The sequence below is a fragment of the Pseudomonas sp. WS 5411 genome (assembly GCF_012985595.1).
GTDB lineage: Bacteria > Pseudomonadota > Gammaproteobacteria > Pseudomonadales > Pseudomonadaceae > Aquipseudomonas > Aquipseudomonas shahriarae.
The window spans coordinates 24,083-38,790 of sequence record NZ_JAARMC010000024.1; the positions used below are offsets into that span (position 1 = coordinate 24,083).

The 14,708-nt window shown below is 56.5% G+C and carries 13 protein-coding genes and 1 pseudogene; 5 read left to right on the forward strand and 9 right to left on the reverse strand.

The genetic code is table 11. The annotated features are described in order from the left end of the window. The first annotated feature begins 35 nt into the window (after positions 1-35). The gene (locus HBR93_RS22835) at positions 36-1,781 is read left to right on the forward strand and encodes an ABC transporter ATP-binding protein (RefSeq protein WP_057959796.1); all 1,746 of its coding nucleotides are present in this window, start codon (positions 36-38) and stop codon (positions 1,779-1,781) included. Positions 1,782-2,187: 406 nt separating this feature from the next. On the opposite strand, the gene HBR93_RS22840 is transcribed toward HBR93_RS22835, so the two are convergent. Next, positions 2,188-4,182: a methyl-accepting chemotaxis protein gene (locus HBR93_RS22840; RefSeq protein WP_169961140.1), complete on the reverse strand. Its 1,995-nt coding sequence runs from the start codon at positions 4,180-4,182 to the stop codon at positions 2,188-2,190. Between the two features lie 406 nt (positions 4,183-4,588). Here HBR93_RS22840 and HBR93_RS22845 point away from each other — a divergent pair, with 406 nt between their 5' ends. Next, entirely contained in the window at positions 4,589-5,059 is a 471-nt protein-coding gene (locus HBR93_RS22845) for a hypothetical protein (protein WP_178112245.1), read from the forward strand. Positions 5,060-5,329: 270 nt separating this feature from the next. After that, a pseudogene (locus tag HBR93_RS27085) lies at positions 5,330-5,498 on the forward strand (IS5/IS1182 family transposase); the annotation flags it as partial. A 44-nt stretch (positions 5,499-5,542) separates the two neighbouring features. Here the strand turns inward: HBR93_RS27085 and HBR93_RS22850 are convergent. From HBR93_RS22850 to HBR93_RS22860, 3 genes are all read right to left on the reverse strand, one after another. After that, the gene (locus HBR93_RS22850) at positions 5,543-5,953 is read right to left on the reverse strand and encodes an ASCH domain-containing protein (RefSeq protein ID WP_169961141.1); all 411 of its coding nucleotides are present in this window, start codon (positions 5,951-5,953) and stop codon (positions 5,543-5,545) included. A 238-nt stretch (positions 5,954-6,191) separates the two neighbouring features. Then, entirely contained in the window at positions 6,192-6,722 is a 531-nt protein-coding gene (locus tag HBR93_RS22855; protein WP_057441998.1) for a hypothetical protein, read from the reverse strand. A 50-nt stretch (positions 6,723-6,772) separates the two neighbouring features. Next, positions 6,773-7,213 carry a PACE efflux transporter gene (locus HBR93_RS22860; RefSeq protein WP_057441996.1) on the reverse strand — a complete coding sequence of 147 codons (441 nt, stop codon included), beginning with the start codon at positions 7,211-7,213 and terminating at the stop codon, positions 6,773-6,775. A gap of 115 nt (positions 7,214-7,328) precedes the next feature. On the opposite strand from HBR93_RS22860, the gene HBR93_RS22865 reads away from it, so the two are divergent. Then, positions 7,329-8,219, forward strand: a complete 891-nt coding sequence (locus HBR93_RS22865) for a LysR substrate-binding domain-containing protein (protein ID WP_169961142.1) — start codon at positions 7,329-7,331, stop codon at positions 8,217-8,219. Between the two features lie 178 nt (positions 8,220-8,397). On the opposite strand, the gene HBR93_RS22870 is transcribed toward HBR93_RS22865, so the two are convergent. Together HBR93_RS22870 and HBR93_RS22875 are read right to left on the reverse strand one after the other, a co-directional pair. Then, positions 8,398-9,483 (reverse strand): FAD-dependent oxidoreductase, encoded by a 1,086-nt coding sequence (locus HBR93_RS22870; RefSeq protein ID WP_169961143.1) that lies wholly within the window; start codon positions 9,481-9,483, stop codon positions 8,398-8,400. 128 nt (positions 9,484-9,611) lie between these two features. Next, positions 9,612-10,481 carry an AraC family transcriptional regulator gene (locus HBR93_RS22875; RefSeq protein ID WP_169961144.1) on the reverse strand — a complete coding sequence of 290 codons (870 nt, stop codon included), beginning with the start codon at positions 10,479-10,481 and terminating at the stop codon, positions 9,612-9,614. A 342-nt stretch (positions 10,482-10,823) separates the two neighbouring features. Here HBR93_RS22875 and HBR93_RS22880 point away from each other — a divergent pair, with 342 nt between their 5' ends. Beyond that, positions 10,824-12,404, forward strand: coding sequence for a sensor domain-containing diguanylate cyclase (locus HBR93_RS22880; protein ID WP_169961145.1), 1,581 nt, complete (start codon positions 10,824-10,826; stop codon positions 12,402-12,404). Between the two features lie 87 nt (positions 12,405-12,491). Here HBR93_RS22880 and HBR93_RS22885 read toward each other — a convergent pair whose 3' ends face one another. The 3 genes from HBR93_RS22885 to HBR93_RS22895 are packed head-to-tail and all read right to left on the reverse strand — an operon-like array spanning position 12,492 to position 14,645. Next, positions 12,492-13,112, reverse strand: a complete 621-nt coding sequence (locus HBR93_RS22885; RefSeq protein WP_169961146.1) for a LysE family translocator — start codon at positions 13,110-13,112, stop codon at positions 12,492-12,494. Between the two features lie 52 nt (positions 13,113-13,164). Then, positions 13,165-13,692 (reverse strand): AAA family ATPase, encoded by a 528-nt coding sequence (locus HBR93_RS22890; protein WP_169961147.1) that lies wholly within the window; start codon positions 13,690-13,692, stop codon positions 13,165-13,167. 35 nt (positions 13,693-13,727) lie between these two features. Continuing rightward, positions 13,728-14,645 carry a LysR family transcriptional regulator gene (locus HBR93_RS22895; protein ID WP_169961148.1) on the reverse strand — a complete coding sequence of 306 codons (918 nt, stop codon included), beginning with the start codon at positions 14,643-14,645 and terminating at the stop codon, positions 13,728-13,730. Positions 14,646-14,708: the final 63 nt, after the last annotated feature.

The window sequence follows — 14,708 nt, forward strand, 5'->3', positions numbered from 1 at the left end:
CTTGATGTATGCCGCTTCAATCGCGAGGAGCTTTGATGAGTAACGGGATCTCCAAGCCGATTCTGTCGGTGCAGCATTTATCCATTGATGTCGGCCTGGGGGCCACGCCCCGGCGGGTGGTCGATAACCTTAATTTCGACCTGTATCCGGGACAGACGCTGTGTATCGCCGGAGAGTCCGGTAGCGGAAAATCACTGTCGTCGTTGGCGATCATGGGGCTGTTGCCTAAGGCCGTGCGGGTGGCGGAGGGTGCGATCAGGTTTGCCGAGCGCAACCTGATCGGGATGCCTGAGCGCGAACTTCAGCAGTTGCGTGGCAAAGAGATTGGCATGATTTTCCAGGAACCGATGACCTCGCTGAATCCGCTGATGACCGTTGGTCAGCAGTTGGAGGAAACGCTGCTGCGCCACGAACCGTTGGGGCGTCAGGCCCTACGCCTGCGAGTCAAGGAAATGCTGGCGTCGGTACGCATGCCGCAGGTCGAAAAACGTCTACAGCAGTACCCCCATGAACTCTCCGGTGGCATGCGCCAGCGTGTGATGATCGCGATGGCCATGCTTTGCCGGCCCAAGGTGTTGATTGCTGATGAACCGACCACAGCGCTCGACGTCACTATTCAGGCGCAGATTCTGGAATTGATGCGCGAGTTGCAGCAGGTGTACGGCACCAGCTTGCTGATGATCACTCACGACATGGGCGTGGTCGCGGAAATGGCCGACCAAGTGGTCGTCATGAATCATGGCCGTACCGAAGAACAGGCACCGGTGCGTCAACTGTTTACACAGCCGCAGGCAGACTACACGCGTAAATTGCTCGCAGCCGTTCCGGTGTTGGGCACCGTGGGTCAACCGGAGAACATCAGCCAGCAGCCGGTGATTTTGCAGGTTCGCGATTTGTCCGTACGTTTTCCCGTGCGTACCGGCTGGTTTGAGGAGAACCGGCAAGTGCATGCGGTCGAGGGCGTCAACTTCGAGTTGCGCCAGGGCGAAACGCTGGGGCTGGTGGGGGAGAGCGGTTGCGGCAAGTCCAGTACGGGCAAGGCCCTGATGAACATGCAGGCTTACCAGGGCAGCGTGAAGTTGTTCGGCAAAGAGCTCAACGGCCTGCAAGGCGCCGACCTTCATGCGGTGCGGCGGGATATCCAGATGGTGTTTCAGGACCCCTATGCGGCCTTGAACCCACGCAAGAACATCCTGGAACTGGTGGGCGAGCCTTTGTTGATTCACCACCAGTTGCCCCTGGCGCAACGCCAGGAACGGGTCGCTGAACTGCTTCGCCAAGTCGACATGCCAGTCGACACGATGTATCGCTACCCCCACCAGTTCTCCGGTGGCCAGCGCCAGCGCATCTGTATCGCACGGGCGCTGGCGCTCAACCCGAAAGTCATCATCGCCGACGAATCCGTTTCGGCCCTTGATGTTTCGGTTCAGGCTCAGGTGCTGGAATTGCTTGAGCATTTGCGTGAGGTGCATCGGCTCAGCTACTTGTTCATTTCCCATGACATGGCGGTGGTCGAGCGCATTTGTCATCGTGTGGCCGTCATGTACGGCGGTCAGATCGTCGAGATTGGCCGCCGCGATCAGGTCCTGGGCAACCCTCAACATCCTTACACCAAGCGCCTGCTCAGCGCCGTCCCAATGCCGGACGTTGACCGTAAGCGCGATTTCAAGGCGCTCTTGCATGAGTTCGAGCAACCAAGCCCGATCAAGTCAAAAGGCTTTGAAGCCCCGGCGCAGAAGTTTCAGGACTTGGGGAACGAGCATTGGGTAGCGGTAGGCTAACCAGCTGTAGGGAGAGGTGAGCAATAACGACCTGACAGCGGAGCAGAGGCAAACGATCTTTGCGTTATCGGCGGGAATGGCGCGCGCTGCTGTGGCGCACACCTCCGGCTTTGTGATGGGGGCGGTTGTTGCGCCCCGGCAGTTCTGGCCCCTCAGTGGATTCTGGTCTGGAATAAAAATCAGCCCTTCGATTTCCAGGTTCAATGACGAGGCTTGCATCGTTACGCGGTGTAGCTTGGGGAGCCCAAGCTCAAGCTCTCTGATCGCTTTAGTCGACTGACCGCTCCACATGGACAGAATGCCCAGCAGCATGCATGACACACCGCCTATGTGGCGAGATCCCGCACCGGGAGCTGCCAGAATCGTCCCACTCCCGTGGTTTGCACGGGAGTGTTTCACTCATTTATCAGCGCACCTTGAAACGGCTCATCAACGTAATCACCCGGCCATTGGCATCCAGCAGGCTTTGCGTATTGGTTTCAGTGGCATGGCCACTTTCCACCAGCTCTTCGACCATATGTCGGATCTGCACCATGCTGCGGTTGATCTCTTCGGTCACCGCACTTTGCTGCTCGGCGGCGGTGGCGATCTGGGTGCTGAGGTTGTTGATATGGCTGACCGAACCGGCCATTTCGTCCAGCCCAGTGTTGACGCGTGCCGTGGCATCCGCCGCTGACTGGCAGCTGGCCTGGGTGTTTTCCATTGCCGTCACCGACGAACTCACGCCAGTGGTCAGGCGCGCCAACATCTCGTTGATCTGCGAGGTGCTGGCCTGGGTGCGTGCGGCCAACGCCCGGACTTCGTCGGCGACCACCGCAAATCCACGGCCTTGTTCGCCAGCGCGCGCCGCTTCAATGGCCGCGTTGAGTGCCAACAGGTTGGTCTGGCCGGCAATCGCGCCGATCACGCCGAGGGTTTCGGTGATACGTGCGGCGTCCTGGCGCATGTTTTCCACGGTGTGGGTGGCGCTGGCCACTTCGCCGATCAGCGCGCTGACGCTGGTCGAGGCTTCGCCCACCACCACGCGGGAGCGGTCGGCGTGTTCGTTGGCGCGCTGGGTGAACGAGGCGGTTTCAGCGGCGTTTTGCGCGACGGTGTCGGCGGTGGAGCTCATTTCGGTGATGGCCGTGACCGTCTGATCGGTTTCCGAGGCGTGCCGCACCAGAATCCGGTTGGTCTGCGCCGACGTCTGCTGCAATTGCTCAAGCCCCGAGGCCATGGCGCCCGTGGCCTGGGTCACTTCGCCGATCATGTTCTGCAGGTAGATGATAAAGCGGTTTACCGAGTGGCCGATGGCGCCCATTTCATCCTCAGCACGGATGGTGATGCGCTTGGTCAGGTCGGCATCTCCGGCAGACAGCGAGTCGATATTGGTGCGCAGCGACTTCATGCGTTGCACCAGATTGCGAATCGCATAGAACGCCAGCAGCACCAGCAGCAGTACCATCGGGATTTGCAGCAGCGCCAGGCTGCCGAGCACATCGTCACGCTGGGCGGTGATCAGCGAGGTGGGCAGGGCAGTGGCGAGGAACCACGGGGTGCCCTCGATTGGGCGCATGTAAAAGGTGCTGGCCACTCCCTGGTTGTCGAATTCACCGCGCTGCAGGGCCTGGTCGCGATGGGCAAGGGCCTTGCTGACCTGGGCGGCAAACGCCGAGGTGCCGGTCAGTTCGCTGATGTTCTTGAGCACCACCGGGCTACTGATGCGCGTGCTGTTGCTGATGATCTTGCCGTCGCCTTCGACGATCAGCATCTGGCCGCTGATGTCTTTTTCCTTGCTGGCCACCAGCTCATTGAAAAAGCCCAGGGTCACGTCGATGGTGGCGACGCCGTAGGCCGCGCCGTCCCGCTGGATGGCCATGGCGCAGTTGGTGCGCGGCTCCTGGCTGGCGTCGTCCTTGTAGGCGGCGGCCCAGGCGCATTGGCCACGGGGCGAGGCGAGGCCGCCTTTGTACCAGCTCTGGTCGTAATAATTGGGTGCGGCGTCGCTGTTCCAGAACGTATTCACCGCCAGCTTGCCCGAGGCATCGCGGTGCCAGAACGTGCTGTGCTTGTTGCGCCCCGGCGTGCGCTGGTTGGGCAGCGGCCAGATACCGCCGCCGAAGACTTTCAGCTCGCCATACTGATCCACTAGGCCGGGCAGCACCTTGTCGATGGCGTCACTGTCGAGCAGCGGGATGGTTTGGGTGATGCTGCGTTGCTGGGCTTGAACCTTGTTGAGTTCGCCCTGGATCTGCACAGCTACCTCGGCGATGCGGTTGAGCACCACCTGTTCTTCAGTGTGTTTTAACGTGGGGGCGACCAACTGGCCGATGCCGACGACGGTTAGTACCGATAACACCAGGACGAACAGCACCAGGAACAGGGTGTAGCGGGTCTGGATGGAGCGCAGTGTGGGCATGGAGGTCGTCCTTACGAAGCGTTTATTATCGACGCGGCTTTATTAGAGCTTCGTCGGGCTATCGGCTTGGCAAGGAAGAGCTTTAGGTACGACGGTGCTGAGTTAATCGGCTTGACCGTGACCTTGCGCGCATAAGCTGCGAGGTTACCCATTGGAGGGAGGCTTAATCGCCGGTTTTACCTCCGTGAAGGCCGAGCCTTGGGTGCGGTCGAAATGATCATTGGCACCTGTAAAAATGCAGTCCGTGGTCTTGTTTTTCCTGATGGTGTCGTTAGCGTCGCTGGTACTGCGGAAGGCATGCTGTACCGCACGCGTACCCATGTGAAACGGCCAACTTATCCAAGATGCTTGTGTGGTTACATGCACGATACTTAATAACGTTGAGCATCATAAAGGGACGGTCGATATGAAGGGAAGTTTTACGTCAGGTCTATGGGTGGCATGTTTCGTGAGCAGTGTTACGGCGCTGGCAGATGAACTACCGCGTAGCGAGCAGATAAAAGCATTCCACGCTGCTGGATTTAACCAAGAGACGTCGGAGTGTGAAATTCAGGAAACTGGTAGCTACAGGCCGGTAACCATGGAATTGGTTGAGGACCTGAACGGTGACGGCCGACCGGATGCGTTGATTACCGAAGGCAGCACTTACTGTTATGGGCAAGCAGGTACTGGATTTTATCTGGTAAGTCAGCAGCCTGACGGCCACTGGAAACTCATGCTCAAAGAAAGCGGTGTCGCTGAGTTTCTCGCTAGCAAAGGCAGTAATGGTTGGCCTGATGTCGAGGTCGGTGGCCCGGGCTTGTGTTTTCCAGTGCTGCGTTACGACGGGCAAAGTTATCGAGTTCACCATAGTGTTGGTGAACGGTGTGCTGACTAGCTGTAAAAGTCCGATGGCCCAAAGGCCAAACGAAGGCCGGTCAGCCGAGGACTACGGTGGCTGCTTTTGAATCTGGCGCGCGGTGTTCCAGGTCGCTATCGGTGTTAAGCATAATGTCTGAGACGTTATGGTCGCTATGCCGTCGGAATCGAGGCATTTAGCGCTGGGATAATAGCGAAGTCTCGGCGCTGAATTTAGCCATAACGTCCATTATGCGAGGCGCTCTTGCACCGAGAAACAGATGCCTTTCGCCGATGCCGAGTACGCCGGCAAACGTATGTGTGCGGCGATGCGGGTTGTACCGGTGAGGAGAAGCGTGCCGAGCATCAGAACCGCGCGATGATGTGGGCGATCGCCGCGCGTCCTAGCAGCTATAGAAGGCGCGGAAAAAAGAGCTTGATCGGGCTGTATGCGACGCAAGATTGAATACGGCAAAGCGCTGGCATGACTGGAAAAGGATAGTTGTTTAGGGGAGCTTATCTTTTAGAGTACTTCCACTAACTCAAATTCTTCCGCAACAAGCTCCATAGCCTCGTCGAACGAACCCTCTCTTTGAAAAAAATCTTTATGACCTTGCATCCAGTACCTTAGGCTGAGATCCCCTTCACCTTCCTTCCTCGCAAAATCTTGATCTACGTCGCAGTAACGAATTATACGCATCGAAATAACCCTGATCACACATACAGGGCCGCCCTTGCTGTTAAGAATGATGCTGTAGCCGCCAATAGCGGGTGCTGCATCTTCATGTTTGAACGATGAGAGCGAGCTACAACTGGCTGTTTTTATTCCTTTAGCGACAAGTTCAGCCAGTTCATCTGCCATTTCTGGCGTGTCTCCAAATGACCATGCAATGGCTCCCGGGTACCTGATCTTTAAATCATCAATTCTGCTCATAATTCAATCCACTTAAATCCTGTTGTTGGCTATAGCGCTAGCACCCATTAGATCGTCACGGTCGAGGCCTATGCATAAAGCCGGGCTCACATGCTTGTTTGTGCCAGGCTACGTCAATAATGAATCGCGGCATTGTAGTGTTTAAGGGGGCGACGTCAGCGCTTGGACGGTTTCCGCCTGTCTTGAGGGCCAAAATCGGCCAAACGCGTACGCTCGCGAACGTTTACAACCATAGGGGTCATGCAGCAACGTAGACAAGAACCGGCTGGAGGCAAGTGAGTGGCGGTGCCGAATCGAGCATGTCGGCAGGTTCACACCATGGATAGCTGCGACCTTGAAGCCAATCCATTATTTTCCGCATATGCTGGGAAGGGCACTCCAACATGTGTTCGATAGTAATGGACAGTTGCATGGCCAGGCCGCTTTGCGGTGAAAAGACCCAATGATATTCCCCACAGCCTACGCGCAACTCTCCAGTTGCTTTTGTTGACATGCCAACCAGCCATTTGCACCTATGAGCATGTGCTTCGGGCTTTGGAGGGGCACCGAAGCAGAATGTATAAACGTTCTCATATTGCAGGCTAAAGCTGCGTACCAGTACTTCAGCAATATCTTCGCGCCCCTGGACGTTGGGGGGAAATTGGATGGTGCTTGTCTGCACCAGCATGGTAAGAGTTGCGTCTGGACTGAAAGCATGCCGCAACAAGTCAGGCCGATTTCCGTCCTTGCCGAAGATGTAGTTCTCAATCGCTTTGGTGGCGTTTTTCATGCACAAATCCTAGTGCTGCTACAGGTGGGCCAATCGGGATTCCGGGCGGATTACGGGTTAACTGAAACCTGCTCCTTCGCGGACTCTGGTACATCAAACACCCTATCAAAGACCCACTGAAACGCCAGCGCGTAAAAGAAGAAGAAAACGAACAGCCCCAGATCGGTGACCAGTGCAGCCCACCAGGAAATTTCCAGCCACCATGCCACCAGAGGCACCAACAGTAGAACTAGCCCACCCTCAAAACCCAGTGAGTGGAGCAAACGTCTGCCCAACGTGCGAGCGCGCTGTGGCTGACGCGCTTCCCAGCATTCGAAAACGTAGTTGAACAGCACGTTCCAAAGCAGCGCGCACACCGACAACATCAACGACAGCGCACCCGCATGGGCCAGGCCTTCGTCGTATATCAACGAGATGCTGGGCGACAGCACCGCAACAGCGATTGATTCATAGAGGATGGCTTGCAGAATTTTTCGCGAAGGTCCTTGCATGGTGTTTTCCGAAGGGTGGGTAGATCGAATACCCGCGACGGTATCGCTCCGTACACACCAAGAAAAATGAGATAAATTGCAGGCACATCAATTCAATTCATCTAGGGAACGATGCGTGTTTTCGACTCTTGCGCTCAACGCGCTGCGGACCTTCGAGTCGGCTGCGCGACTGGGTAGCTTTAAAGCGGCAGCTGAGGAGCTCTCAGTCACCCCCACGGCCATTTCCCACCAGGTCAGGACGTTGGAAGCTCGTCTCGGAGCGATGCTGTTCAAGCGATCTGGACAAGGTGTGGTGTTGACCGAAGAAGGCGAGTTGCTGTATCGCCGTACTCATCGCGCATTGTTAGACATTCGCCGCAGCCTGGAGGCTTTTTATCCGGACACGGTTCCCCAAACCCTGACCATTTCCACTACGCCGGGCTTGGCGGCAGCCTGGTTGATTCCACGGCTGGGTGGTTTCTATCGGAGCTTTCCGCAATTCAATGTGCGGGTCGATACACGTAACGAACTAGTCGATCTGCTGCGTGATTCCAGTGTCGATCTTGCTATTCGCTCGGTCAGCCGCGATGACCCGAAGTTGTTCTGTCAGGAGCTAATGAACGAGCAGTTCTCGGTTTACGGCGCCCCAGGTCTGGTGGCCTCGCTGAACGTAAATCAGGTCGAACTGATCAACCTGCACTGGAAAATTCCGGGACCCTTTTCAATCAATTGGGAAAGCTGGTGCGCGGCCGCAGGATGCCAGGCCTGGCTTGAAACGGCGCAGATGCGTGAGTTCGACGACGAGCATTTTGCTTTGAGCGCTGCGATCGCGGGTCATGGGCTGGTGCTGGCAAGCAATGTACTGGTAGCCGACAGCCTCAGGCATGGAGAGTTAGTGGCCTATAGACCAGAAGTAAGCCTGCCTGGTCCGCGTTACGTTGCGGTGTGCGTGCCAGGGTGGGAGCGGCAGGTGCATGTGAGCGCGTTCCTGATGTGGCTGGCAGGTGCCGCTCGACAGGATGGATGACGACATTCGTTTGCTGCCCCTTGCCACAGGCAGCAATCGACCCAAAGCAGGGATTGGATAGAAATCGCGCAATGACGCGCTTTTTACTGTCGCTCCAACGCCGACCATAAACCACTGTGTCCGATGCCGGCGATCAACGTTCCATGGGGCCATGGTTCAGGGAGTCAACCAGCACGGACTAAGGTTGAATGAACCTGTCGGGGCGGCAAGGGCCGAGGGCAGGGGCCACGGTGGCGTCCATTATCTCTTCGCTGGCCAGACGCCCTACTATTGGGGCAAGGATAACGCCAGGGTGCATTGTGCAAACATATACACCGCTGACTGTGGGCAAGTAACCGACAATGGGAATGCCATCAGCGGGAAATGGTCTTAGCCCGACACATGCCAATTCCGGCTCAATGGAATCAGCCCCATGAAGTTCGTCCCGGATGGCCTGGGCTGTTCGTAGCGCAATCGCTTCTGCCTGGTTGTCCAGGGCATCACCCAGATAATCCTCTGCGGCTAGCAACGTCCCATCCTGTTCTTGTCTGACTTCCATTGCGGGGCTGGAAATTATGGTCTGCACCAGGTTGGCGGGTGCCTTGTAACGAATAAAAATGGCTGGAGATTCTTCTATAGGAAGAGAAACGTTAAGCATGTCGGTGAGTTTCTTGGTACCAATCCCCGCTGCGATTACAACGATATCGGCGTCAATTATTCCCGCTGTGGTTTCGAGCCCTGTAACTCGAGTATTCAGCATTCTAAATCCGAGAACCCGTGTATGGGTTAATACATTGGCCCCATGCGCTTTGGCGCCTGCAATCAAGGCGTGGGTTGCTCGTACCGCATCCAAGGCACCTGCTTGGGTTTCGTATAAGGCCTGTTCAGGGGGATGCTTGAGATTGGGTTCAATATCGACAATCTGGGGGCGGGACACTAAATGTTCTGCAGTTGTATTGCCTGCCCTTTGCAGCGTTTCATCCAGGTTCGTGCCGTAAGTTAGGGCACCTGTCCATCGAACGTTCAGGTCGGGTAATTCCATGTCGAGTCGACGAAACTCATTGATGACCAAGCTGCGCAGTTGCGCAATAGGGTCGAACCCGCTGTGAGAAACGTTGATCCATGCAAATGAGGTCCCCGTCACGCCGCACGCAATATCTCCGGCGTCTACCAACGTAACATCTGCACCTTTGCCTGCCAGGTGATAAGCCAGGGACGCGCCCACTATGCCCGCGCCTATGACGACGACTCGGCTTTGCTTACGATCCTCCACATCAACCTCCATTTTGTCGATCTGATTGCGAGAGCGTTGGGGGATATGTGAGTGAAAAGGGGCAGATTTACCTCTAAAAATACATCTGCCCCGATTTTCGCTCGCTACCGTCAACTCAAGGTCGAAGGCAGCTTATTCCCCTACTGCACTGGAACATAAATATCTGTTTGCCATTGATCCATCGGTGTCTGGGGGTAGGCGCTCAGGTAATTGAAGAACAGCGGCTGGTCACGAAGTTCTTCTCCACTGGTGGGAAGCCAGTCGCGGTAAATCGGATAGATCGTTTCGCCAATATGATCCGGTGAGCCCGTATGGCGCACCACGACGCAGCGGCCGCCAGGAATGACGAGGGCGTGCACGCCAAACTCATTTGGCGCCACAGCCTCATGAATCTCACCGCAGATCGCAAAGCGGAACGCTTGTGGAGGTGTCGTATCGGGGTTGTTATAGGGAATGCCAAAGGTGCGACTCGATGCCTGCGGTGACTGTCCGCTGTGCATACGCCACTCGATGAACTTGCGTACGCTCTCGCTGACGAGCCCTGCTGGCCCGCGGTGCTCAAGCGCTGCTACCTTGACCTCAGGGAAATCTACGATCCTTACTTGCATGATGATAGTCCTGGAAAAGTGAGGGATTGCGAACACCGTATTCCAGACTTGCCAGTTCGGTTCCTTGCTGAACGCACTCGGCGTCATACCGATCGCCCGCTTGAACGCCCTGCAGAATGCCTCGGGACTTTCAAAGCCGGCGTCGAGTGCGGCGTCCAGTACCGAATGATCAGCGACGGCCGCCAGGCGATGTGCCGCACGGCGTAGGCGCATCAGTTGCACATATCGTGAGACCGGCACGCCAACGAACGCGGTGAATTGTCGGTGGAAGTGAAATGCCGAAAAGTTTGCCACACCGCTTAACGTCTTCACCGACAGGTCGCCTTCGAGATTGGCATCAATGTAGGCGAGCACGGCGTTGAAGCGTTGTGTGTAAGCAAAATGGGTCGGCATGTCAGACACTGGAAAAGCTCCTGGAAGTACGGTCGCCAGTAGAGTCCGCTATACCGGCGTGAACGCGCCTAGCCGAGTTTGCTCAAGGCATGAGGCTTCTAGGTCGGTTGGAGATTGGCTCGAGGGCGACGCCTTCAATCGCCTCAACCACGGTGCTTAGTTGCTGGCAGGCCTGTTCATCAGGGACTAGCCGTTGGTGACTGGGGCTTTTGCATGAGACACTAACCATTGACGTTGCACCATTTAAGATCCTGCAGGTGTTGTCCAATAGCTAGAAGCACTCGGACGTGCATTCTTTACCCGATGGCTGAGACTTCAGCAAATTAGACCTGCATATCCTTGGAACACCGAATGCCTTCTCAGCCGAAACCCAGACTGAACCTACGCATCGTACTGCTCACCTTTGCGCTGTTCAGTGCCGCAGTCACTCTTGCCAATACATTCTGGGTAATGTTCAAGATCCAAAAGCGAGAGCTCATTGAAAACGCGCTGGAAGGCAACCGAGCTTACGCTGCTCGTATCGCAGCAGCGGTAGAAGGGGTGTTGAGTTCTGATCTAGACCGCCTTGAATATGGCTCGGCCATCGTTTCAAAGAACTTCTCTGATCGCCAACTGTTGGCTGTCGAGGCTCGACGGCTGCTTGAGCAAGACAACAGCTTCAACTCAGTGCTGATTACCAACGCCGACGGCACTATCGTCGCATCTGCGCCAGAGCGGTTGCAGCTAAACGGCCAATCTCTTCAAAGCCGCGAACCGCTCGAGCGGCGCAAGCCACTGGTCAGTAATGCATTTCACTCTATCACTGGCAATCTGGTGGTTTTCGTATCCCAGCCGGTCTTCGATGCAAATGGGCAGTACCTCGGGTTGGTGGGCGGGGCTCTCAGGTTGGAGCAGCAGAATACGCTTCAAGCGCTGATGGATTTGAACCGTCGACAAAATGGGGCATATGTCTATCTCGTAGACAGTCAGCGGCGTGTGCTCTACCACCCTGACCCTCAACAAATCGGCAGGCTCATTGACCATGATCGGATTGTAGATGCTGCACTGAGTCAGGCTAATGGCTCACTCCAGGCGGTCGACCGGGATGGGAATGAAATGCTTGCGGGTTACGCGGGCATACCCAGCAGCCGTTGGGGCATTGTCTCGCAACAACCAATGGCCGTTGTTCAGGATACTTTGAGCGTTACCGCGCTGAAGGTGGCTAAAGGGATCGTGCCACTGGGCCTGCTGGGTTTGCTACTAATATGGTGGTCGGGGTCGAGAATCTCCAACCCGTTGTCCCGCTTGGCGGACAGCGCCGGACGCCTGGACGTGCCGGAAAGCTATGAGCGCATCAGTGCCATCCCTGTGGACTACCTGGAAAGCTGGCAGTTACGTCGGGCACTTTTGCTTAGCGTGAGCCTACTGCAGGAAAAAATCGGCAGACTCAACCACCAGGCTCAAAGTGATCCACTCACCGGGCTGGCAAACCGTCGTGCAATGCAAGACGCGCTCACGGTGTGGTTGGAGTCGAAGAAGACGATTGCTGTGATTTCTGTGGACATTGATCATTTCAAACGAGTGAACGATACCTTTGGCCACGACGTAGGTGACGAGACGCTCAGATCGGTAGCAGGACTGATGAAACAGAACTCTCGGCCGAGCGATCTGCTTTGCCGTGTAGGGGGGGAAGAGTTCGTTTTGCTGCTTCCCGATAGCTCAATCGCTGCCGCTGTAGACATCGCAGAGCGTTTACGACTCTCGATCGCATCCACCGCCTTGGAGGCTGTTGGTCACATTACTGTCTCGCTGGGGGTCGCGCTCTGGCGAGCCGGCGACTCGATGGATGATGTGTTCCAGAAGGCAGATCAATTGCTGTACCGCGCCAAGCAACAGGGGCGTAACCAGGTTGTGGCAGAGCAAGAATCCAGTGCCACCGGGCCAGCGTCCTGACACAGGCTTCGCCCGAGTGTGCTACACACAATGCGTTCGGGGCACTGGTGCAGCTGCTTCGAAAATAAAACGCTCCTGTTTCTAGGATCAGGCACGCCGCGCCATCAATAGAGCCGAGGCAGCCGCAGACAACAAACCGGCACAGCAACGATTAAAAATCTTCTTGCCGCGAGGCTGCGTAAACCAGCGGCGCATATGCAGCCCGATATAGGCATAGGCGCCAATGGCAATCCACTCCAGCACCAGAAACAGCAACCCGAGCAATAGGAACTGAGAGCCAACGTCTGCCGTGGGGTCAACGAATTGAGGTAGGAACGCGGTAAAGATCAGGATGGCTTTAGGGTTGCCGGCAGCGACGAGGAACTCCTGCCTGGCCAGCCCCCACAACCCCGTCCCAGAGGCTTCTGATTCGGCTGCTGCTTGCGGTGCGGCGTTCCACAGCTGATACGCCAGGTAGAAAAGGTACGCCGCGCCGACTATTTTGATCCCGTAGAAGATCAGTTCTGACGTTTGCAACACCACCGCCAGGCCCGCCGAAGCAAGTGCGATCATGATGGCGAATGCCAGCAAGCGCCCCACGCCTGCGATGCAGGCTGTGCGATATCCGTAGCGCGTTGCATTGCTGATGGACAGCAGGTTGTTGGGCCCTGGCGCCATATTCAGTGCAAAGCAGGCGGGCAGGAATAATGCGAGTGTTGCAACGTCCATATGCCTCTCCAGACCATTTTGCATAAATCCTACATTTGCAGCCCTGTCGATGTCATTGCTCGCTAATCACACCTTCTCCCCTGGGCAGGAATTGGTTCGTGATCATCGACACCGCTTGCGCCGGTGAAGCCAGGGCAGTGTCTATGCAAAACGGGGCGGGGGCCCACGCTTCATATTCATGATTGAGCACCGACTGCCAGGTGGGTGGCGTCAGCCCCGGAATATCCACCCTCCGTGTTTCTACCCGTCGCTGATGTTCATTTTTATCAGAGCAAATCACTTGGATATTGACTAGCCGAACACCGGCCTTTGAGGCGGTTTCGCTCCAGGCTACTCGACTTTCGCTTACCGGGTTTACACAGTCGGCGATGACGGTGCGGCCTAGCAGGAGATTGCTCAATGCAAGCTCATTAGCGACCACGTAACCACTGCGTCCCACGTCTTGGGCAAGCGCTCCGGAGTTTCGGATTGCTTGCTCAATGGTATCGATGCGCAGGTAGACGGCGCCTGTCGTCGCGGCGAGGTCCTTGGCGAGAGTGGTTTTTCCGGTGCCGGGAAGGCCGCTGAATACTATAAGCACTGTCTGTCCTTCGCTGGGTGAATGTTGCCTGGCATTTAGGATCGCTCCTGCAACCAGTTAAGTAACGCCATTTCCATGCTGCCTGGCTTGGGGGCTGCCGGCGATAGCAGGCAGTACCGCGAGCCATCTTCAACAAACCCCAATGGCGCGGCTAATACACCGCTTTCGATATCGTCGCGCACCAGGTGCCACGGACCAATGGCTACTCCAAGGCCTGCAACCGCTGCCTGAATGCTGAAGTAAAAGTGCTCAAAGGATTGCATTTCCATGGTCGGAGTGGGCAGGCCTTTTGCGTTGGCCCACTCTTGCCAAGCCGTAGGCCGGCTAGTCGTCTGTAGGCGCGGGGCCGAGGCGAGCAGGGATTTGCCGTTTTTACCAAACCACTCAGCTACTTTGTCCGGCCGGCATACAGGGCCGACCCTCTCTGGGAATAGTGTCTCGGCATGGTAGCCGGGAGGCCGTGGGAAATCGTCCCGCCGTATGGCCAGGTCGATGCCCTGGTTGAATGAGAAGGGGCCACCGCCGGCAACCAGGTGAATGTCCAGCCCTTGATGATGTGTTTGGAAGGCGCTCCAGCGAGGGATCAACCAACGCATCAGCAGCGTTGGCTCGCAGGATAAGACAAGCCGGCGCGCTCGACGGGCGTCGCTGCGTATCCCGCGCACGGCCTGGTTCATCAACCCGAGCCCTTCACTGACGGCTTTTGCCAGGCGTCTTCCGGCCTCCGTTAAAAACACCCTTCGGCTGCGTCGCTCGAACAGGTCAACGCCCAAATCCTCTTCCAGCAGGCGCACTGCGCGGCTAATGGCGCCGGGTGTCAGGTGCAGTTCGTCAGCCGCACGGGCGAAGTTTTCCAGGCGTGCGGCGGATTCGAAGCAGCGCAATGCAAGCAGGGAGGGCATGCGCGTCTCAGAAATCAGTGAGTTGTAGTCACTATTTTCTTCAGAAATCATCGTTATTACCCAAGCAGAGGATCTGCAAATATTGCCTCACACAACCAATAATTCAAAGGCTAC